12 protein-coding genes are annotated in these 22,511 nt (G+C 52.6%); 11 read left to right on the top strand and 1 reads right to left on the bottom strand.

Annotated elements, in window-relative coordinates:
• The first annotated feature begins 17 nt into the window (after positions 1 to 17).
• From KK083_RS14600 to KK083_RS14585, 4 genes are all read left to right on the top strand, one after another.
• Entirely contained in the window at positions 18 to 1,703 is a 1,686-nt protein-coding gene (locus KK083_RS14600; protein WP_254163991.1) for a sialidase family protein, read from the top strand.
• A gap of 268 nt (positions 1,704 to 1,971) precedes the next feature.
• Positions 1,972 to 2,919 carry a dihydrodipicolinate synthase family protein gene (locus KK083_RS14595; protein ID WP_254163990.1) on the top strand — a complete coding sequence of 316 codons (948 nt, stop codon included), beginning with the start codon at positions 1,972 to 1,974 and terminating at the stop codon, positions 2,917 to 2,919.
• Between the two features lie 110 nt (positions 2,920 to 3,029).
• Positions 3,030 to 5,525: a sodium:solute symporter family protein gene (locus KK083_RS14590; protein ID WP_254163989.1), complete on the top strand. Its 2,496-nt coding sequence runs from the start codon at positions 3,030 to 3,032 to the stop codon at positions 5,523 to 5,525.
• A 174-nt stretch (positions 5,526 to 5,699) separates the two neighbouring features.
• Positions 5,700 to 6,743: a YbhB/YbcL family Raf kinase inhibitor-like protein gene (locus tag KK083_RS14585; RefSeq protein WP_254163988.1), complete on the top strand. Its 1,044-nt coding sequence runs from the start codon at positions 5,700 to 5,702 to the stop codon at positions 6,741 to 6,743.
• Positions 6,744 to 6,877: 134 nt separating this feature from the next.
• Here the strand turns inward: KK083_RS14585 and KK083_RS14580 are convergent, their stop codons facing one another.
• Entirely contained in the window at positions 6,878 to 7,507 is a 630-nt protein-coding gene (locus KK083_RS14580) for an endonuclease III domain-containing protein (protein ID WP_254163987.1), read from the bottom strand.
• A gap of 306 nt (positions 7,508 to 7,813) precedes the next feature.
• Between KK083_RS14580 and KK083_RS14575 the strand changes: the two genes are divergently transcribed.
• From KK083_RS14575 to KK083_RS14545, 7 genes are all read left to right on the top strand, one after another.
• Positions 7,814 to 8,143 carry a hypothetical protein gene (locus KK083_RS14575; RefSeq protein ID WP_254163986.1) on the top strand — a complete coding sequence of 110 codons (330 nt, stop codon included), beginning with the start codon at positions 7,814 to 7,816 and terminating at the stop codon, positions 8,141 to 8,143.
• Between the two features lie 10 nt (positions 8,144 to 8,153).
• Positions 8,154 to 8,795, top strand: coding sequence for a hypothetical protein (locus KK083_RS14570; RefSeq protein ID WP_254163985.1), 642 nt, complete (start codon positions 8,154 to 8,156; stop codon positions 8,793 to 8,795).
• A gap of 148 nt (positions 8,796 to 8,943) precedes the next feature.
• Positions 8,944 to 9,957: a zinc-binding alcohol dehydrogenase family protein gene (locus KK083_RS14565; RefSeq protein WP_254163984.1), complete on the top strand. Its 1,014-nt coding sequence runs from the start codon at positions 8,944 to 8,946 to the stop codon at positions 9,955 to 9,957.
• 292 nt (positions 9,958 to 10,249) lie between these two features.
• Positions 10,250 to 11,032: a phytanoyl-CoA dioxygenase family protein gene (locus KK083_RS14560; protein ID WP_254163983.1), complete on the top strand. Its 783-nt coding sequence runs from the start codon at positions 10,250 to 10,252 to the stop codon at positions 11,030 to 11,032.
• A gap of 201 nt (positions 11,033 to 11,233) precedes the next feature.
• The gene (locus tag KK083_RS14555) at positions 11,234 to 11,737 is read left to right on the top strand and encodes a heavy-metal-associated domain-containing protein (protein ID WP_254163982.1); all 504 of its coding nucleotides are present in this window, start codon (positions 11,234 to 11,236) and stop codon (positions 11,735 to 11,737) included.
• The gene (locus KK083_RS14550; protein WP_254163981.1) at positions 11,721 to 12,707 is read left to right on the top strand and encodes a hypothetical protein; all 987 of its coding nucleotides are present in this window, start codon (positions 11,721 to 11,723) and stop codon (positions 12,705 to 12,707) included. Before KK083_RS14555 ends, KK083_RS14550 begins: the two co-directional genes overlap by 17 nt.
• Before the next feature lie 500 nt (positions 12,708 to 13,207).
• On the top strand, positions 13,208 to 22,510 hold the full coding sequence (locus tag KK083_RS14545; RefSeq protein WP_254163980.1) for an HYR domain-containing protein: 9,303 nt from the start codon (positions 13,208 to 13,210) through the stop codon (positions 22,508 to 22,510).
• The last annotated feature ends 1 nt before the right edge of the window (position 22,511 follow it).

Below are 22,511 nucleotides of genomic sequence, written 5' to 3'. Positions count from 1 at the left end.
CCGGATAAAAGATCGGTATGAATATGAAACGTGGTTTTGTTCTGCTTGTGCTTCTCGCTGGCCTCTTCGCTTTCATCAGCTTCAGGCCGGTAGAAAAAAAAATAACGGTCACCGAACGGCAACTTCAGGTACCGGTATTGAAGTATAAGAAGAACAACCCGGTGTTCCAGGTTAGGGTTAATGTCAATGGGTCTTCTGACCCATTGACAGCACTGGAGTTCAGTGCCGAAGGTACCACACAGCTCAAAGACATTAAAAAGGTGCGCCTCTTCTACGCTGGCAGCGACGGTGATGAGAAGTGGCTGGACAAGTCTCCGGACACCGCGCCCCTCGCTGAATTGGACAAAGCTGAAAAGAAGATCGTTTTCCCGCTTGAGCATCAGCTTCAGCCTGGCGACAACTTTTTCTGGCTTTCGTACGAGCTGAGCGACAACGCGGGGCTTCAGAACTTTGTGGCCGCATCATGCCGGAAGATCTCGCTTCGGTCGGGAAGTGAGATCGTTTTCAAAAAGAAGAGCAACTTCAGACAGCGAATTGGCGTGGCCGTGCGGAAGCACAACGACGACGGTGTGCATACTTACCGCATCCCGGGGCTCACCACCACCAACAAGGGTACGTTGCTGGCCATTTACGATGTGCGCCGCGAAAGCGCACGTGACCTTCAGGGTAACATCGATATTGGCGTAAGCCGCAGCACCGATGGTGGCAACACCTGGGAGCCGATGCGCATCGCTATCGACATGAAACAGTGGGGTGGCCTCGGAGAAAAATTCAACGGTGTGTCGGATGCCTGCATTCTTGTTGACCGGAATTCAGGCACCATCTACATCGCTGGTTTGTGGATGTATGGCGTGATCAACGAAGACGGAAAATGGATAGAAGGGCTCAATGACGAGAGCAAGGACTGGAACCACCAGTGGCGCAACAAAGGCTCGCAGCCAGGATTCGACGTGAAGCAGACCTCGCAGTTCCTGCTGGTAAAGAGCACGGACGATGGCAAAACCTGGAGCGAACCTGTGAACCTCACCAAAATGTGTAAAAAAGAATCGTGGTGGTTGTGGGCTCCCGCACCAGGCCATGGCATCACATTGCGCGATGGAACATTGGTATTCCCGACACAGGGCCGCGATGAGAATGGTGGCTCGTTCTCCAATATTACCTACAGCAAAGACGGGGGCAAAACATGGAAGACCAGCAACCGCGCTTCCGCCGAAAGCACAACCGAGAACATGGCCGTTGAGCTGAGCGATGGCGCCATCATGCTCAACATGCGCGCCAACCGGAACCGGACCGATACGTCTGCTACCAATGGCCGTGCCGTTGCCGTGACCTACGATCTGGGTGAAACATGGACCCGCCACCCCACTTCTTTCAGCGCCTTGCGTGAGCCTACGTGTATGGGCTCGATACACCGGCACGACATCCCCGGCAAGGGTAAAAAAAGTGTGCTCGTGTTCTCTAATCCTGACTCGAAAACAGCACGCGATCACATGACCATCAAAGCAAGTCTCGATGATGGCAAAACGTGGCCTCAACAATATCAGGTGTTGCTGGACGAGTTGAAGAGCAGAGGATATTCGTGCCTCACTTCCGTGGATGAGCGGACGATTGGTATCCTCTATGAAAGTAGTCAGGCTGATATGGTGTTTCAGCGGTTACCCATAGAGGAGATTTTGGGTGCTAGGGTAAGGAGTAAGGAGTAAGGAGTAAGGAGTAAGGAGGAGAAGCCGGAAGTCAGGAGCCAGGAGTCAGAAGGGCGTCCCACGGGTTTAGTGAGATGTTGTCCGCAGGTAACCGGTATCCTGAGTGAGGTTTGTGTGTGGCTTTGCGCGAGCGAAGGATCTTCCCGGGCTTCGCCAATCCGTCATCCTGAGCGGTGTTTGTGTGGGGGCTTTGCGCGAGCGAAGGATCCCGTGAAAAGAAAACAGTATAGTATAAACAGAAAACTAACTACATTTTTAATTACATAATATGAATCATTTTACAGGCTTAATGGCAGCTCCCTTCACACCTTTTGATGCGAAAGGCGAATTGCGTCTAGAGACCATCCCTGCGTATGTTGAAAAAATGATCGCGGATGGGTTGAAAGGCATATTCGTGTGCGGCAGCAATGGTGAGGGACCCAATATGATGATGGAAGAAAGGATGGAGGTGGCCAAGGCCTTTAAGGATGCGGTGGGCTCGCGCATCAAGGTATATGTTCACGTAGGGCATACCAGCATCCGCGAGTCGCAGAAGCTGGCGGCACACGCTGCGGAGATCGGCGCCGATGCCATCTCATCGGTAGCGGCATTTTACTTCAAGCCGGGATCCGTTAAGAATCTTGTTGACGCGCTGGCAGAGATCGCCAGTGCTGCGCCTCAGCTCCCGTTTTATTATTACAACATACCTCACCTCACCGGCATGAACATGGACATGACGGAAGTGCTGAAGCTTGGTGAGAAAAGTATTCCGAACCTCAAGGGTATCAAGTATACGGCCGCTACCATCTGGGAATATCAGCTGTGCCTGAACTATGCGCAAGGCAAGTACGATATCCTCTTTGGGTTTGATGAGATGCTGCTGCCGGCGCTCACCGTTGGAGCGAAGGGAGCGATCGGAAGCACCTACACGTTTGCTGCACCGTTGTACCTGCAGGTGATGAAGAGCTTTGAAAAAGGTGACATGGAAGACGCACGCAGTAAAATGTTCTACCTTGTGGAGATGGTGAAGATCCTGCTGAAGTTTCCGCCCATTCCCGCGCAGAAGGCCATTGTGAAACGACTGGGTATTGACCTCGGACCTTGCCGCCTGCCGTTGAGCAACCTCACCAAAGAAGACGAGCAATCGCTGATCAAACAGCTCGACGATCTCGGATTCTTCAAAAAACTTGAGACCCTCCCGCATGCTGTCAATGACAAACAAAAAGTAGCGCTGTAACAATGTCTGTACACTTGAATGATAGACCAGGTACAATGGATACAACGGTTCCGGCTCAGCTGGGATCGTTCTGTCTCTTCTTTTTATTATTACTCCTTCCGGTTTTAAGTATGGCTCAGAATGATTTTTTTGTCTGGAAGCAATACCCTTCCATTCCTGATAGTGTGGGTTTTGCCGGTTCCTATGCCGGGGTTTCGCAGGGAGTTTTACTCGTAGGTGGTGGTGCTAATTTTCCTGATGGCATCGGCCCCTGGGGTAATACGAAAAAGACCTGGTACGATCAGGTGTTTGTGCTTGACGATCCTGCCGGTCAGTGGCGCGAGGCCGGGAAGCTTTCGCGTCGGATGGGTTACGGTATATCAGTGACCTGGAATGATCGCGTGGTGTGCGCAGGCGGCGCAGATGGAGACAGGCACTATACCGATGTGTGGACCTGGCAGTGGAGCAATGGCAAACTCGTCACCGATACGCTGCCATCATTGCCCCATCCATTGGCCAACACCACGGGCGCGATCCTGAACAATACACTCTATGTTATAGGAGGACTGGCAAACCCCGCTGATACCGCTTCTCAGAACATTGTCTGGAGCCTGGACCTGAGCATGGGAAAAAATGCGAAGTGGCAGGAGCTCGACCCATTGCCCGGCCCTGCACGGATGCTGGCAGTAGCCGGTGTTCAGGATGGTTATCTCTACGTGTTCAGCGGCGTGGAATTGTATTTTGACAAGACAACTGAAAAAGCACAACGCAGGTACCTGAAGGATGCATACCGCTTTCATCCGCCGGGTGGTGGATGGGAGGCCGTCACGGATCTGCCGCACCCTGTTGTGGCAGCACCTTCACCTGCGCTCACTTCGGGCCAGTCGCACCTGCTGATCTTCGGTGGCGACGACGGGCAGCTGGCATCGCGTGTGATGGAGCTCAAAGGCGATCATCCAGGTTTTCGGCGCGACATCCTGGCTTATCACACCATCACCGGTACATGGTCAGTGATGGGGCAGGTACCCGAAAGCATTGACGAAAAAGTGAAAGCACCCGTTACTACGCCGCTGGTGGTGTGGAATGGCAGTGTTGTGCTGCCCGGCGGCGAGGCGAAGCCCGGTGTACGGACAACGCACGTGCTGAGCGCAACACCCCAGTCGCCCAGCGGTACCTTCAAAGCTTTGGACTGGACGGTGGTGGGCATTTATTTCCTGGTGGTGATCGGCATCAGCGTGTATGTGTCGTCGCGCATGAATCACTCCACCGGCGATTTTTTCCTGGGCGGTCAGAAGATCCCGTGGTGGGCAGCGGGCCTGAGCATTTTTGGGTCGAAGCTCAGCGCGCTCACGTTTATCGCCATCCCTGCGAAGACGTATGCCACCGACTGGGTTTATATCTTTTCCAATTTTATGATCGTAGCCGTGGTGCCCGTGGTAGTGCTGTTCTTCCTGCCTTATTTCAGAAAGATCAACATCACAAGCGTGTACGAGTACCTGGCGATCCGTTTCAACAAGAACGTAAAACTGGTGGGCAGCCTCACGTTCCTGCTGTTTCAGGCAGGGCGTCTGGGTATTGTCATCTACATTCCCGCCCTCGTGCTGAGCACCGTTACCGGCGTGAACCTGATCACCTGCATTGTGCTCATCACCATCATCACCACAGCCTACACCATCTCCGGTGGCATTGAAGCCGTGATCTGGACAGAGGTGATGCAGGTAACGGTACTGCTGGGCGGCGCGTTCCTTTGTTTTTACTTCATCTCCGATTCTGTGGGCGGCATGGACGTGATCTTCTCCGAGGCTGCTGCCAGTGATAAGCTCACCATGGCCAACTGGGGCTGGTCCATTACGGAACCTGTGCTGTGGGTAGTGATCATCGGCAACTTCCTCACACAACTCACGGTGTATACGTCAGACCAGGTGGTGGTGCAGCGTTACCTGACCACACCTACCCTTCAGGAGGCAAAACGTTCTGTCTATACCAACGCGCTGCTGGTAGTGCCAGCCACGCTGATCTTCTTTGCCGTTGGCACCGCGCTGTGGGTTTACTTCAGGCACAACCCCGCGTTGCTCGATCCGCACGGACGTACCGATAACATTTTTCCGTGGTACATTTCCCGTCAGTTGCCCGCCGGTCTCTCCGGCCTCGTGATCGCAGGGTTGTTTGCCGCCACCATGTCTACCATCAGCTCGAGCATGAACTCCATCGCCACCGTTGCCACAACAGATTTTTATAAACACTTCAGGCCGCAGAGTACAGACATCCAGCGTTTCCGTTTTGCACGCTGGACCACCCTGGCACTCGGCGCGCTGGGTATACTCATCGCCGTATGGCTCGTGTTCCTGAAGAACAGCTCCATCTGGGATCAATACCTGAAGCTCATGGGCATGTTCGGCGGTTGCCTGGCGGGAATGTTCATCGGCGGCATCTTTGTGAAGTCCATCAACAGCATTGGCATCCTGATCGGGTTCTTTCTCAGCGTCATCATCCTGTACTTTGTGCAGGCCGGCAACTGGATCCACTTTTTCCTCTATCCCGGCATCGGCATCTTCGGCTGTGTGATCTTTGGGTGGGTGTTTAGCAGAATTTTTCCGGGGCGGTCTGAAATGACAAAGGCTGGGTAGAGTCTACGGTCCACAGACCACGGTCCACAGACCACGGTCCACGGCCGCGACCCTATGAAAACCGGTCGTTGTTCCGATAGCTATCGGTACCTCCGTACTCCGTAAATCGTACCTCGTACCTTTCTCTGGACTTCCTGGTGATTATGTTGTATCTTAGGATATACTCGATCACCTATGTTACGTGCCGCCTTGTTCGTTTTCCTACTTGCGACCGCGCAGGTCGTTACGGCCCAGCATACCGTACGTGAAAATCACCTGGCTAAATCCGGGACGGAGGAGGTTCTTTGGATGCAGAAGGTGGTGGACAACTGGACGTATGCGTGCCGGGATGAGCTGAACATTGAAACAAAGGCACTGCCGTGGATCATTTTTTATGACAGTACCACGGCCTGGCATGTGAACGCTGACGAAAGCGCGCTTCCACCTTTTGAGAGAACCAATCATCATATTGACTTTGCCGGAAAGAATTATCAACTGATCAGGATTGGTCACAAAAAAAATGTCTGGGTGCCGGACATGGAACCTATTCCGTTGGCTTCCTTACCGGCAAGTGCTATGCCGCATGCTGCCAATAAAAAAGCTTACTTTGTTGCTCCACTGCCATCGTTGTTCCACAAGCTGCGAACCCCTGATCAATGGTCTTACCTGGATTTTTTATTTTTGGGCGTCAATATTCATGAGCTGACTCATACACGCCAGCTGCCTTTTGTGCTTCCACAGCTCCTGGAGATAAGCAAGGCCGGCAACCGGGAAAGCCTCGATGACAATACCGTCGAAAACGAGTTCTCAAAGAACGAGCGGTTCACTAAACTTTACACTGAAGAAGTTGCCCATTTGTGGAAGGCTGTGTTTGCCACGAACGACGACAGTTGTAAAGCTGAGATCGCGCAGGCGCTTCAATTGACGGAGACCCGCAAGCGTGAATTTTTTACCGGTGAGAATGAGGGATTAGGACGAGCGGATGAAATTTTCCTTTCTCTTGAAGGCTCAGCTATGTGGGCACAGTTCCGGGTCATGCTTAAAAATGTTCCCAAGCCCAGCGAGCCCAACGAGCGTGAGCTTCTTTCATGGATGATAGAACAAATGCCTGCGTGGTCGCAGGAGCGTGGGTTACTCGTGTTCGTTTTGATCAACAGGTTTGCGCCTGGCTGGAAGGCTCATTTTTTTGGAACACAATTGCCATTGGCTACAGACTATCTCCGCGATGTGCTAAAGTGAGTCCACTGTCCACAGACCACGAGGGAACAACCCTTTGAGGGTTATGCATGTGGTGAATAAAATTTAGTAAGCACTGCTCTTGAAAAGCCCTCAAAGGGTTGGCTGTGGACTGTCGACCGTGGACTGTGGACCTTTCATTTCTGCAGCTCCTTATAATACGCGCAAACCTTATTCATCACACATTCCGCATGTTTCGGGTTGCTGGGCCTGCAGGTTTCCCTGCCCAGGAATGAGATCGCCATGCCGGCTTCGCCCCAGTCTTTTTGGTCCAGCACCTCCATCATTTGTTTTTCAATTTTCTTTGGGTCGGTGCCGGTTGCTAAACCCAGGCGTGGTGCAACACGCACAACGTGAAGGTCAACAATGATGCCCTCCGCTGGTAGCCCGAGCTCGCGCATAATAACGTTGGCTGATTTTCTGCCGATGCCGGGAAGTGCGGTCAGCTCTTCGAGTGTTGTTGGGATATTTTTGTCCTGTTTTACCGTGGTGGCGATCTCCAGCAGCCACTTGACCTTATTCCGGAAGTTCCTCACTTTCGATACAAAAGGATACAGGGAGTCTGCGTCTGCCTTTGAAAGCGCTTTCATGTCGGGAAATGCCGCGAAAAGTTCAGGAGCGATCTTGTTGATGTTCCGGTCTGAATCCTGGGCAGACAACACAACCATGACCATAAGCTCATAGGCGTTGTTGTAGTCCAGGGGATGCTTCTTGCCCTTGTATTTTTTAATCAGGGGTTGGATCTCTTTTTGCCAGTTAACGGCCATTGTTGGTATTGTTAAGATGCGTAGTCGTTTATGACTCTAAAATGAGAAAAAAAGGAGGAAGTTGAAAGTCACGCAACCCGTCCACAGTCCACAGACGCGACCCAAGAATAGGATACCGTATGCCGTGGACCGTCGACCGTGGACTGTGGACTCCCCATTACATGGTCCAACACCAATTTTTAGCCCGTCACCAATATCGTGCAGCCTCAGAAAGTGGTACATTTCTACCATGGGTTGTTAGTATTTTTATACCAGCAGTTAAATTTACTTTTCAGACAAAGGGAATACCTTTAGCGCAAAAAATCAATGAGCGATTTCAATAAACAGGTAGGCAAGATCATCAGCAAAGCCAGGGAGAGACAGCTAACAGAGAACTGGAAGAAAACAAGCATCGTAACGCAGAGCAGCTTCGTTGGCGCGGACATTCTTCTCAAGCTGCTGCGGAAGCCGGGTGCTGTTGGCCTGCGCATCCAGTACGGTATCGACGACGACGGCAATATGCACCCTGTGTTCTTCGCCTGCGACGCTACCGGTAAGATCATCAGAACAGTGGCGGAAAAGGTGATCTCCACTTTCGATCCCGATGATTCAGACGGCGCAGATGCTTCATTGCCGTGTCCTCCGTATTGTCCTTAAACCCCGTGTGATGTTCGGTTATCAGATCGCGATCCTGCTGGCAGCAACCATTCTCATCCCCTGTTTGGTGGGATTTATTCGTTTCAACACGCTTGCGTTGCATTACAAGCTTGTAGCGATACTGGCAGGTATCGGCTTTTTAACAGAGCTGCTGATGTTCAGCCTTCCGTATTTTGGTACCAACAACCTCATTGGCATGCACTTCTATGCGCTGGCCGAGATCATCCTGCTGAGCATGTTCTTCATTCACCAGCTGAAGGAGCCTGTAGAAAAACGGATCATCTGGATCGCCACCATCGCCATCGCCGCCATATCGCTGGTGTATTCAAGCGTTGGCAACAACATCAAGGAATTCAACAGCCTGCCCCGGGCCATCGAGTGTATCTATTTTGGCGGGTTGTGCAGCTACGTTTTTTATGAGGTGTCCATCGATAAGTCGCGGATGGAGGGTGGGCTTTGTTTCATCAACGGCGCTATCCTCTTTTACTTTTCGTCGTGTTTCATCGTCTTTGCTTTTTCCAAATACAAGGCGCCTGACAAAGACGACCTGCTGATGATGTACAATGTTCACTCCATCATCAACGCTATTTGCAACCTGGCCTTTGCCGCAGGCCTGTGGGTGGCACCGCGAACTTCTTACCGGGCTGTCTGAGTTTTAAAAGGATTTCTTTCCGTGTATTTATTTACCAGCTCCGCCTTCCGGAACTTAAATAATTCTATAACCGTAAAATTTACACTTAATATAAAGGAAATCCGGTGCTATATTCGCTCTTAACAAAACAAGTAATACACGTCATCTCATGAAAAGTTTGGTATGCCTCAATCCGGGGAAATTTGAATACAGTGATAGGGAAATGCCCGTGCTATCGAAAGGGAACGCCATCATCCGGATCAGGCGCATCGGTATCTGTGGCACAGACCTTCATGCCTTCGAGGGCACACAGCCCTTTTTCAGCTATCCGCGGATCCTCGGTCATGAGCTGGCCGGCGAGCTCGTGGAGGCGGATGGCGCTAACGGTTTTAGTAAAGGGGAGGCCGTCACCTTTATCCCATACTTTCACTGCGGTACCTGTGTGGCCTGTCGCGCGGGCAAGACCAACTGCTGTGCAAGCCTCCAGGTATGTGGCGTGCATGTGGATGGTGGTATGGCAGAATACCTGTCTGTTCCATCGCACCTGCTCGTGCACAGCAACGGATTAACGTTCGACGAGCTCGCCCTTGTTGAGCCACTGGCTATCGGTGCTCATGGTGTGAAGCGGGCAGGCGTAAGGCCCGGAGAATTTGTGCTGGTGGTGGGAGCGGGCCCCATTGGACTGGGGGTGATGGAATTTGCGCGCATCGCCGGTGGAAAAGTGATCGCCCTCGACATCAATGACATGCGGCTCGCTTTCTGCAAAGACCGCCTGAAGGTTGCCCATACCATCAACGGCCGCACGGGTGATGTTACTGAGCAGCTGAAGGCCATCACGTCTGGCGACATGCCCACCGTGGTGATCGATGCTACCGGCAGCCTCAACGCTATCAACAATGCATTTCAATACATGGCTCACGGCGCGCGCTACGTGCTGGTGGGCCTGCAGCGGGGCGAAATAATTTTCAGCCATCCCGAGTTTCACAAACGCGAAGGCACCCTCATGAGCAGCCGCAATGCCACCCGTGAAGATTTTGAGCATGTAACGCAATCTATGAAAGCAGGAAAGGTAGACCCGAAAACCTACATCACGCATCGTGTCACCTTCGGCCAGGTGAAAGACGAATTTGAAAAATGGCTCGATCCCAAAACAGGGGTGATCAAAGCGATGGTGGAGGTTTGAGAGTCGACAGTCAACCTGGTTCCTCCGCATGTTAGAATGGCGGATTTTCATGTCAGGGAAAAACTGCTAGCTTTGCAATATGGTGATGACTTTGATCCGATAACCGCCTTCCAAAAGATGACCCTCTATGGGCCATCATGGGCGGAAGTTTCTTCCGGCCATTCTTTATAAAAACCAAATCGAAGCCTGGTCTCGATACGGAAGTTACTTCCGTAGCTCAACACGAGTAGGATGTGAGATGCTGCCAACGCAGTTCAGGCATTACATTTTTTTACTTTCAACATATTGACTCATGGAAGGCATTTTAAATAATCAACAGATCGAACAATTTATTACAGATGGTTTTGTACGTCTCAACGGCGCATTCGATAGCACCCTGGCATCACAGGCAAGGGAAATTCTCTGGAAAGATCTTCCTGCAGATCCCTGCGATCCCGGTACCTGGACAAAACCCGTGATCCGTCTCGGCATGTATTCGCAGCAACCTTTTGTGCAGGCAGCCAATACGGAGAGGCTGCACGCTGCATTCAATCAGCTTGTGGGCAAAACACGGTGGATCCCTTGTATGAGCATGGGCACCTTCCCCGTTCGTTTTCCATCACCTGACGATCCAGGCGACACAGGTTGGCATGTCGATTCAGGTTTTCCCGGGACCGATCCTGGAAATTTTTTTGACTGGCGTATCAATGTGAGGTCGCGGGGAAGAGCATTGCTGATGTTGTTCCTTTTTTCCGATGTGGAGGAGGCAGATGCGCCCACCAGGATCAGCGTGGGGTCCCACCTCGATGTGGCCCGCGTATTGTCCAGGTGGGGGGATGATGGGCTTTCCTTCATGGAGCTTGCCGCGAAGCTTACAGACCTTCCGCACCGTGACGAGGTGCTGGCAACCGGCGAAGCTGGTACAGTTTATCTCTGTCACCCATTTATCGTTCACGCTGCGCAACCTCACCGTGGCAAAACACCAAGGTTCCTGGCACAACCACCGCTGCAGTTAAAAGAACCGCTTGACCTTGAACGCGCCGACGGTGTCTACACACCCCTGGAGCAAAGCATCCGCATAGCGCTGGATCTTTGAGGGCATGGGAAGCGGGCCGCTGTTGGTCCGCTTCTTTTTTATAAATTCAGGCATACCGCTCAAATAAAACCGGGTATTTTTCGCGTTTGTCCGGACAAAAAATGGGGATGTAGAAGTAACGCTTTCCAGCGGGGCTGCCATTAAAATCTTTACATTTGATACTGAGACACCTATGTGTGTCGTTGGTGATGCAGAGAAATTATGCTGAAGAGATTTTTGATATTATTATGTTTCATTGCCAGTTCGGTTCCGCTCTTCGCCGGCCTGAAATGGGTGGATGTTGGTGTGAACGGACTAACCTGCTCCATGTGTACCCGCAGCGTTGAGATGAGCCTGAAGAGACTTGACTTTGTTGAAAGCGTGAAGATGGATCTCGAGACCACCGAAGGCAGGATTTTTTTTAAGGAAGGAGTTCCGGTCGATCTTAATGCCCTGGCCAAAGCCGTTGTCAATGCCGGCTTCTCTGTACGTTTCCTGAAACTGCAACTGAGCTTTGATGATATTCCCCTGAAGGATGATGGATCGTTCATTTTTCAGGGACAATCTTACCAATGGCTCGATTTTCAGAACAAGGTGGAGGGACCTGTTGCACTCAAACTCGTCGATGAAAATTTTCTGCCGAAGAAAGAGCGGGCTGAGCTCATAAAGAAGTTCGTTGCATTGAAAGGTGGTGACCAAAAGATTCTTCATGTCGTGCAAGGCTAGCGTCATCTTACTGCTGTTGGCACTTGTATTTTCCGTTCAGGCCCATGGTCAGGAATTGTACATTCTTAATGAGCCTGCGAGCTCCGTTCCCAAAGGTGTTTGGGGACTCCGCGTGTTTTCACAGAACTATAAAGAATACAGCACCACAAGATCGCTTCATGCCTTGCGGGTGATGTATGGCGCCACACCGAAGTTATCGCTCATGGCCACGGCTTCGATATCAAACCACCATGACCGCAAGCTGCCGAAAGACCTGATCAACCACACGCATGTCGGTAACCAAACGAACTATTACACGGCGGCGATCAAACGTGGCGTTCATTATCCTTACCAGTTCAACGGCATCTATCTTTTTGCCAAGTATCGCTTCATCACAAGAGATGATAAGAACAAACACTTCCGGATGGCGGCGTATGCGGACTGGTCGAATGTTGGCGTTGCCCATGATGAGGCCGAGCCCAACCTCATGGATGATACCGGTGGTTATGGCTTTGGCATTATTTCCACCTGGCTCAAAAACAGGTTTGCCGCATCCCTCACAACCGGTTTTATCAAGCCGGGGTCCTATTCAGAAATGCAGCGCGATATCACCGGTGGCCCCGACCTGCCAACAAAAATTCAGTATGGCAACGCCATCAAATACAATCTTTCATTCGGGTATCGCCTCTATCCTAAAAAGTATGAAGGTTATGAGCAGGTGAACTGGAACCTGTACATCGAGCTGATCGGCAAAACCTATGACGCGGCAACCGTAGTCCAGAACGGTACCGAGATCACCGCCAGGACCTCTGCCTTGAAAAAGGGTAGCTACATGGAAATATATCCCGGAATTCAGCGCATCATTAACTCGAATACCCGTATTGAGTTCTGCTATGGATTTGAGCTGATCGGATACTCCTATGTGCACTTTACGCCCCTGTGGACGATCGGCATCCAACGGTATTTTTATCAGGTACGAGGTACGAAATAAGAGGTACGATAAATAGAGATCGAGCTATCGTACTTCGTCCCTCGTACTTTTACCGGTTTACCACTTATAAAAAACCAGTAAATTTTCCGCTGGATCACGCCTTCCCAAATCGCGAAAATTACCTTCAGTCAAGGCCAAAAATGACCTAAACAGGCTGTTTGGCCCATAATTGCAAGGTTGTATTCTTAACAGGAGTTTAGCTTGTTAGTTTTTGGTAAAAAGCTTAACTTTTAAAACTACACACAACCCATTTACCCGTATTTTTGCTGCCTTTGTCAGCTGATTTTGGAGCCCATAGAACGTAGCCCGACTACGTTGGTCGGATTTTAATGAGAAGGAAAATCACCTGCTTCTTGGATAGGAGGAGTTCTATCCTCTGTGGTTTATTATTGATAATAAGCCAGTTACCAGCCTTTGGTCAGAGCTGCAGCTGTCCTCCTGTAAACGATTGCGGCCCCTGCACGGGAGGGCTTACCAAACTTACTGTACAGTACACGGGATTGCTAAGCGTATTGATCACCGCATCGGATGGTGGCGGTGTGATATATTCGGCAACTTTATTATCCGGCACTACCTTCGAAATTCAGAGCTCTGCCGGGGCGGGCCAGCCTTTTGTGGGTGGGAGCGTAACGTTAAACGCAACCTTGCTCGATAACCAGGTGGTGAACACGACCTGCAGCGCGCCCATGTATGCAGGAAGTGTCTTTGGAAATTTTAAGATACTCGGCGGTGTGAGCATGAGCGGAAAACAGCTCTGTTGCCAGGTAATGGAAACCACGTTGCCTGTGATCTCCAACTGTCCCGGCAACATCAACGTTACGGCTGCAGGAACATGCCCGGTCAATGTTACCTGGACAGCGCCCACGGTCTCTGATAATTGCGGCGTTGCCAGCTTTGCGAGCACGCATGCTCCCGGCAGTGCTTTTGGCGTTGGTACCACGCCGGTTACTTACACTGCTATTGACAATTACGGCAATACCGCCACCTGTACCTTCAATGTGGTGGTGAACGATAACACACCACCGGTGTTCTCAGGCTGCCCGACAGACATGACCGCTTCGGCGAATGCGTCGTGCCAGGCCGTTGTAACGTGGACGCCGCCCACCGCTACAGACGTTTGTCCCGGCGCCGTGAACATCACCAGCACCCACAGCCCCGGCGCCACCTTTCCTTTGGGGCAAACCACGGTCACGTACACGGCTACAGATCTCAAAGGCAATAGCTCGACCTGCAGTTTCAAAGTAACAGTAGTGGATAATACTGCTCCGGTATTCGCGGGTTGTCCCACGGATATAACCGTGTCAGCGGATGCCTCATGCCAGGCGGTGGCAACATGGACGGCCCCGACGGCTACAGACAATTGCCCGGGAACAGTGAACATCACCAGTACACATACTTCGGGAAACACCTTTCCGCTGGGCCAGACCACGGTGACTTACACGGCAACGGATTTCAAAGGCAATAGCTCGACCTGCAGTTTCAAAGTCACTGTTGTTGATAATACCGCTCCGGTGTTCGCAGGTTGTCCTACAGATATCACTGTATCGGCGAATGCCTCGTGTCAGGCGGTGGTAACATGGACAGCACCTACTGCAACAGACAATTGTCCTGGCACAGTAAACATTACGAGCACGCATACTTCGGGGAATACATTTTCGCTGGGGGAGACTACGGTGACCTACACGGCAACAGATGTTAAAGGCAATAGTTCTACGTGCAGCTTCAAGGTAACGGTTGTCGATAACACGGCTCCGGTGTTTGCGGGTTGCCCTACCGATCTGACCGTGTCAGCGGATGCTTCGTGCCAGGCAATGGTAACATGGACGGCTCCGACTGCGACGGACAATTGCCCTGGAACGGTGAACATTACCAGCACGCACACTTCGGGAAATACATTTCCGTTGGGCGAGACTACGGTGACTTACACGGCAACAGATGTTAAAGGCAATAGTGCTACGTGCAGCTTCAAAGTAACGGTTGTCGACAATACGGCTCCGGTGTTCGCAGGTTGTCCCACGGATCTGACCGTTTCAGCAGATGCCTCTTGTCAGGCAGTGGTGACGTGGACATCTCCGACGGCTACAGACAATTGCCCGGGAACCGTGAATATCACCAGCACGCATACTTCGGGAAATACATTTCCGCTGGGCGAGACCACGGTGACTTACACGGCTACTGATGTTAAAGGCAATAGTTCTACGTGCAGCTTCAAGGTAACCGTTGTTGACAATACGGTTCCCGTGTTCGCAGGTTGCCCTACCGATATCACGGTGTCAGCGGATGCCTCGTGTCAGGCCGTGGTAACTTGGACGGCACCTACGGCAACAGATAATTGTCCTGGCACAGTAAACATCACCAGCAGTCATAGTTCCGGAGCAACGTTCGCGCTGGGGGAGACCACAGTGACGTACACAGCTACCGATGTGAAAGGCAATAATGCCACGTGCAGCTTCAAAGTAACGGTTGTGGATGATACGGCTCCGGTATTCGCAGGTTGTCCCACTGATATGACCGTCTCAGCGGATGCCTCGTGTCAGGCAATGGTGACTTGGACGGCTCCGACGGCAACAGATCATTGCCCGGGAACGGTGAACGTTACCACCACGCATAACTCCGGGAACACATTCCCGTTGGGTGAGACAACCGTGACTTACACTGCCGTGGATGCGAAAGGCAATACATCCACCTGTAGCTTCAAAGTAACCGTTGTGGATGATACGGCTCCGGTATTCGCGGGTTGTCCCACCGATATCACTGTGTCAGCGGATGCCTCGTGTCAGGCGGTGGTAACATGGACGGCTCCGACAGCAAGTGACAACTGCCCTGGAACGGTGAACATTACCAGCACGCATACTTCGGGAAATACCTTCGCGCTTGGCGAGACCACGGTTACGTATACCGCTACCGATGTAAAAGGCAATAGTGCTACGTGCAGCTTCAAAGTAACGGTTGTGGATGATACGGCTCCTGTGTTTTCAGGTTGCCCCACAGACATGACAGTATCGGCAGATGCCGCGTGCCAGGCGGTGGTGACGTGGACAGCGCCGACTGCAACGGATAACTGTCCCGGAACGGTGAATGTTACGAGCACGCACAGTTCCGGAGCAACGTTCGCGCTGGGTGAAACTATGGTGATTTACACTGCTGTGGATGCGAAAGGCAATACATCGACGTGCAGCTTCAAAGTAACGGTTGTTGACAATACCGCTCCGGTGTTGAGTGGCTGCCCTGCCGATATGACGGTGTCAGCGGATGCCGGGTGTCAGGCGGTGGTGACGTGGACAGCGCCGACTGCAACGGATAACTGTCCCGGAACTGTGAACGTCACCAGCACGCATGCTTCCGGAGCTACATTCCCGTCAGGCGAGACTACGGTGACTTACACTGCCGTGGATGTAAAAGGTAATACGTCGACCTGCAGCTTTAAGGTAACGGTTGTAGATAACACTGCTCCAGTGTTTGCCGGTTGTCCTACCGATATGACTGTATCGGCGAATGCCTCGTGTCAGGCGGTGGTGATGTGGACGGCTCCGATGGCAACAGATAATTGCCCGGGAACGGTGAATGTTACGAGCACGCACAGTCCCGGAGCAACGTTCGCGCTGGGCGAGACTACGGTGACTTACACTGCTGCGGATGCGAAAGGCAATACGTCGACGTGCAGCTTTAAGGTAACAGTTGTCGATAACACCGCTCCGGTGTTGAGTGGCTGCCTTACCGATATGACTGTATCGGCGAATGCCTCGTGTCAGGCGGTAGTGACATGGACGGCTCCAACTGCAACGGATAACTGCCCTGGAACGGTCAACATCACCAGCACGCATAACTCAGGAGACACGTTTGCGTTGGGCGAGGCTACGGTGACTTACACGGCTGTGGATGCGAAAGGCAATACATCGACGTGCAGCTTCAAAGTAACGGTTGTGGATGATACGGCTCCGGTGTTCGCAGGTTGCCCCACGGATATGACCGTATCAGCGGATGCTTCGTGCCAGGCGGTGGTGACATGGACTCCTCCGACAGCGACAGATAACTGTCCCGGAACGGTGAATGTTACCAGTACCCATACTTCCGGAAATACTTTCGCGTTAGGCGAGACGACCGTGACGTACACAGCGACGGATGCGAAAGGGAACATCGCTACGTGTAGTTTCAAAGTGACCGTTGTTGATAATACTGCCCCGGTGTTTGCGGGTTGCCCCACAGACATGACCGTATCGGCAAATGCCTTGTGTCAGGCCGTGGTGACGTGGACGGCTCCGACAGCAACCGATAACTGTCCCGGAACGGTGAACGTCATCAGTAGCCATGCCTCAGGAAATACTTTCGCATTGGGTGAGACGACCGTGACCTACACAGCGACGGATGCAAAAGGGAATACCGCCACGTGTAGTTTCAAAGTGACAGTTGTGGATAATACCGCTCCGGTATTCGCCGGCTGTCCTACGGATGTTACCGTCTCAGCGAATGCCTCGTGTCAGGCGGTGGTAACGTGGACCGCTCCGACGGCGACGGATAATTGCCCGGGCACAGTGAATGTGGGCAGTACCCACACTTCGGGAAATACTTTCGCATTAGGGGAGACTACGGTGACTTACACGGCTGTGGATGCGAAAGGCAATACATCGACGTGCAGCTTCAAAGTAACGGTTGTTGACAATACCGCTCCGGTGTTGAGTGGTTGCCCTACCGATATGACTGTATCGGCGGATGCCTCGTGTCAGGCGGTGGTAACGTGGACCGCTCCGACAGCAACGGATAATTGTCCTGGAACGGTGAACGTCACGAGCACGCATAGTTCCGGAAATACATTCGCGTTAGGGGAGACTACGGTGACTTACACAGCAACAGATGCGAAAGGCAATACGTCTACCTGTAGTTTCAAAGTAACTGTTGTTGATAATACAGCTCCTGTGTTCGCAGGTTGCCCCACGGATCTGACCGTATCGGCGAATGCCTCGTGCCAGGCGGTGGTGACATGGACTCCTCCGATGGCAACCGATAATTGTCCCGGAACGGTGAACGTCACGAGCACGCATAGTTCCGGAAATACATTCGCGTTAGGGGAGACTACGGTGACCTACACAGCAACGGATGCAAAAGGAAACACCGCTACTTGTAGTTTTAAAGTAACTGTTGTTGATAATACTGCTCCGGTATTCTCTGGCTGCCCCACAGACATGACCGTGTCGGCGAATGCTTCGTGTCAGGCGGTGGTGACGTGGACAGCTCCAACAGCAACCGATAATTGCCCCGGAACGGTGAACGTTACCAGTTCTCACAGTCCCGGCGCCACATTCCCGTTAGGGGAGACTACGGTAACTTACACGGCGACGGATGCGAAAGGGAACACTGCTACGTGTAGCTTCGAAGTAAAAGTTGTAGACAATACTGCTCCTGTGTTCGCAGGTTGTCTTGCGGATATGACCGTATCGGCGAATGCCTCGTGCCAGGCGGTGGTTACGTGGACGGCTCCAACAGCAACCGATAATTGTCCCGGAACGGTGAACGTTACCAGTTCTCACAGTCCCGGCGCCACATTCCCGCTGGGTGAAACAACAGTGACCTACACAGCAACGGATGCGAAAGGCAATACTTCCACCTGCAGCTTTAAGGTAAAAGTTGTAGACGATACAGCTCCGGTGTTCGCAGGTTGCCCTGCTGATATCACTATTTCAGCAAACACTTCGTGTCAGGCTGCAGTAACGTGGACGGCTCCGACAGCAACGGATAACTGTCCGGGAACTGTGAATGTCACCAGCACTCATAATTCTGGAAATACATTCCCGTTAGGTGAGACCACCGTGACTTACACGGCAACGGATGCCAAGGGAAATTCAGCAACCTGCAGCTTTAAAGTGACTGTTGTCGATAATACCGCCCCTGTGTTTACAGGTTGCCCTACCGATATGACCGTATCGGCGAATGCCTCATGTCAGGCAGAGGTAACGTGGACGGCTCCTTCGGCAATGGATAACTGTCCCGGAACGGTGAACGTCACAAGCACGCACACTTCGGGAAATACCTTTCCGCCAGGGGAAACAATTGTGACTTACACGGCAATGGATGCGAAAGGCAATACTTCTACCTGCAGCTTTAAAGTTACAGTTGTGGATGATACCGCTCCCGTATTCACAGGCTGTCCCACAGACATGACCGTATCGGCTGACGCGTCTTGCCAGGCCGTTGTAACGTGGTCGGCTCCGACGGCAACGGATAATTGTCCTGGAACTGTGAACGTCACCAGCACCCATGCGTCTGGAAATACCTTCCCGCTGGGAGAAACAACAGTGACTTACACGGCAACGGATGCCAAAGGGAATTCATCAACCTGCAGCTTCAAAGTAACTGTTGTTGATAACGCTGTTCCGGTGTTCGCAGGTTGCCCTGCTGATATCACTGTTTCAGCAAACACTTCGTGTCAGGCTGCAGTAACGTGGACCGCTCCGACAGCAACGGACAATTGTCCTGGAACCGTGAACATCACCAGCACGCACACTTCCGGAGCTACGTTCTCACTAGGCGAGACAACCGTGACCTACACAGCAACGGACGCCAAAGGCAACACCTCAACCTGCAGTTTTAAAGTAACCGTTGTAGACAATACAGCCCCGGTGTTTGCCGGCTGCCCCACAGACATGACCGTATCAGCGAATGCCTCGTGTCAGGCCGTGGTAACGTGGACAGCTCCAACGGCAACCGATAATTGCCCCGGAACGGTCAACGTTACCAGTACCCATAGTTCAGGGGCTACATTCCCGTTAGGGGCGACTACCGTGACTTACACGGCGACGGATGCAAAAGGCAATACTTCCACCTGCAGTTTCAAAGTGACTGTTGCAGACAATACTGCCCCGGTATTTACGGGTTGTCCCACAGACATGACCGTGTCAGCGAATGCCTCATGTCAGGCCGTTGTAACTTGGACGGCTCCGGCAGTGACAGACAATTGTCCGGGAACGGTGAATGTTACCAGTGCCCACACTTCGGGCGCTACGTTCCCGTTGGGCGAGACAACTGTGATTTACACGGCGACGGATACCAAAGGCAATACTTCCACCTGTAGTTTCAAAGTGACGGTAGTAGACGATACCGCTCCCGTGTTCGCAGGTTGCCCCGCAGACATGACCGTATCGGCGGATGCGTCTTGCCAGGCCGTTGTGACGTGGACGGCCCCCACGGCAGCGGACAATTGCCCGGGAGCAGTGAATGTTACGAGCACTCACACTTCCGGAGCTACGTTTGCGTTAGGGGAGACAACAGTGACCTACACGGCAACGGATGCGAAGGGCAATACTTCAACCTGCAGCTTCAAAGTGACTGTTAATGACAATACGGCCCCGGTATTCTCAGGTTGTCCTGCAGATATAACTGTCTCAGCAGATGCCTCATGTCAGGCGGTAGCAACGTGGACCGCTCCAACGGCTACGGATAATTGCGCGGGCACTGTGAATGTCACCAGCACCCACACTTCCGGGGCTACGTTCTCATTGGGCGAGACAACGGTAACTTACACAGCAACGGATGCGAAAGGCAACACTGCTACGTGTAGCTTCAAAGTGACCGTTGTTGATAATACTGCCCCGGTGTTTGCAGGCTATCCCACAGACATAACCGTATCAGCAGATGCATCGTGTCAGGCGGTGGTGACATGGACGGCGCCTACTGCGACAGATAATTGCCCGGCAACAGTGAATGTCACGAGCACGCACACTTCGGGAGATAGCTTCCCGCCGGGAGAGACTACCGTGACGTACACGGCGACGGATGCGAAAGGAAATACTTCCACCTGCAGCTTCAAAGTGACTGTGGTCGATAACACTGCTCCGGTGTTCACGGGTTGCCCGGCAGATATCACCGTATCGGCAAGTGCATCCTGCCAGGCCGTTGTAACGTGGGCGGCTCCTTCGGCAACGGATAATTGCCCGGGAACGGTGAATGTTACCAGCACCCACACTTCGGGCGCTACGTTCCCGTTGGGCGAGACTACCGTGACCTACACAGCAACGGATGTAAAAGGCAATACTTCAACCTGCAGCTTCAAAGTAACGGTTGCAGACAATACGGCTCCGGTGTTCGCTGGCTGTCCTGCGGATATTACGGTATCAGCGGTTGCCTCCTGCCAGGCGGTGGTGACATGGACCGCCCCGACGGCAACGGATAATTGCCCCGGAACAGTAAACGTCACCAGCTCGCATAGCCCGGGTGCCACTTTCTCATCCGGAGAGACCACCGTGACTTACACTGCCGCGGATGCGCAGGGCAATACTTCAACGTGCAGCTTCAAAGTGATTGTGGCAGACGATGTGGCTCCTGTGTTTGCAGGTTGCCCTGCTGACGTGACCGTATCAGCCAATGCATCGTGTCAAACAGCAGTAACGTGGACGGCCCCGACGGCGACAGACAATTGCACAGGAACTGTAAATATTACGAGCACCCACAATCCGGGAGGTACATTCGCACCCGGCGAAACCACGGTGACTTATACTGCCACGGATGCGGCGGGCAATACCACTACCTGCAGCTTCAAGGTCACGGTTGTGGATAATGTGGCTCCCGTGTTCGCCAATTGCCCTTCCAACATCACGGCATCTGCGGAAGCGTCATGCCTGGCGATTGTTAACTGGACGGAGCCCACGGTAACAGACAATTGTGGCACGGTGAATATAACCAGGAACCGTAATCCGGGCGCTGCATTTGCCATCGGCACTACAACAGTCACTTATACGGCTACCGATGGCGCAGGCAACACTGCTACCTGTTCATTTACCGTTACGGTGAGGGACGCTACGGCTCCTGTGTTCACGATGTGTCCTTCGAGCCTGACGGTGTCGGCCACTGCATCGTGTGAGGCGGTCGTGACGTGGCCAACACCCGTGGCCACCGACAACTGCACAGGCACTGTAAACATCACCGGCGATCACAGCTCGGGTGACTCATTCCCGATAGGCACAACCGTCATCACTTATACGGCCAGGGACGGCGCAGGCAATACGGCTACGTGTGCATTCACCGTTACCGTGGGTGATGACACAGCACCCGCGATCACAGGCTGTCCTGCGGATATTGTCGCCACCGTCAGCACCTCGTGTGAAACTGCAGTGACATGGACATCACCCACCGTTACCGACAACTGCACGTTGGCAAGCTTCACCGCCGATCACAATTCAGGCGATGTGTTTCCCATCGGGACCACAACCGTTACCTACACGGCCACCGATCAGAGCGGAAAAACTTCTTCCTGCTCATTCAGGGTGATCGTTGTAGATGAGACCTCGCCGGTGATCTCAGGTTGCCCGGGAGATATTTCAGCCATCACCGATGAGACAGGGCAGGCCACGGTAGACTGGATCCCGCCAACAGCGGCTGCGCCCTGCGGTGCTGTAGCGCTCAAGGGGTCTCACCGCCCCGGCGATGTATTTTACCTGGGCGAAACCGAGGTTGAATACACGGCCACTGATGGCGCCGGAAACACCTATGCCGGATGCGTGTTCAAAGTGACCGTTGCGTATAGTGACATCGTGTTTGATATCGCCAAAGTGATCACGCCGGATGGTGATGGCATCAACGATCAGTGGGTGTTGAAGAATATTGAGAAGTTTAAAAACAATAAGGTGGTGGTGGTAGACAGATGGGGAGGCGTGGTCTACAGCGCTACCGGTTACAACAATGAGAATGTGGTCTGGAACGGAACCAATACCGGCGGTGGTGTTGTTCCTACCGGAACATATTTCTATACTATTTCCGTGAAGCTGGGGGCCACCGTGGTAGAGCAGCGCGGATTTATCGAATTGTTACGATGAT

It is taken from the genome of Chryseosolibacter histidinae, from assembly GCF_018598225.1.
In the GTDB taxonomy this organism is placed as follows: domain Bacteria; phylum Bacteroidota; class Bacteroidia; order Cytophagales; family Cyclobacteriaceae; genus Chryseosolibacter; species Chryseosolibacter histidini.
Note: the sequence above shows the minus strand (reverse complement) of the source record. Positions and strands in the feature narration are given on the sequence as shown.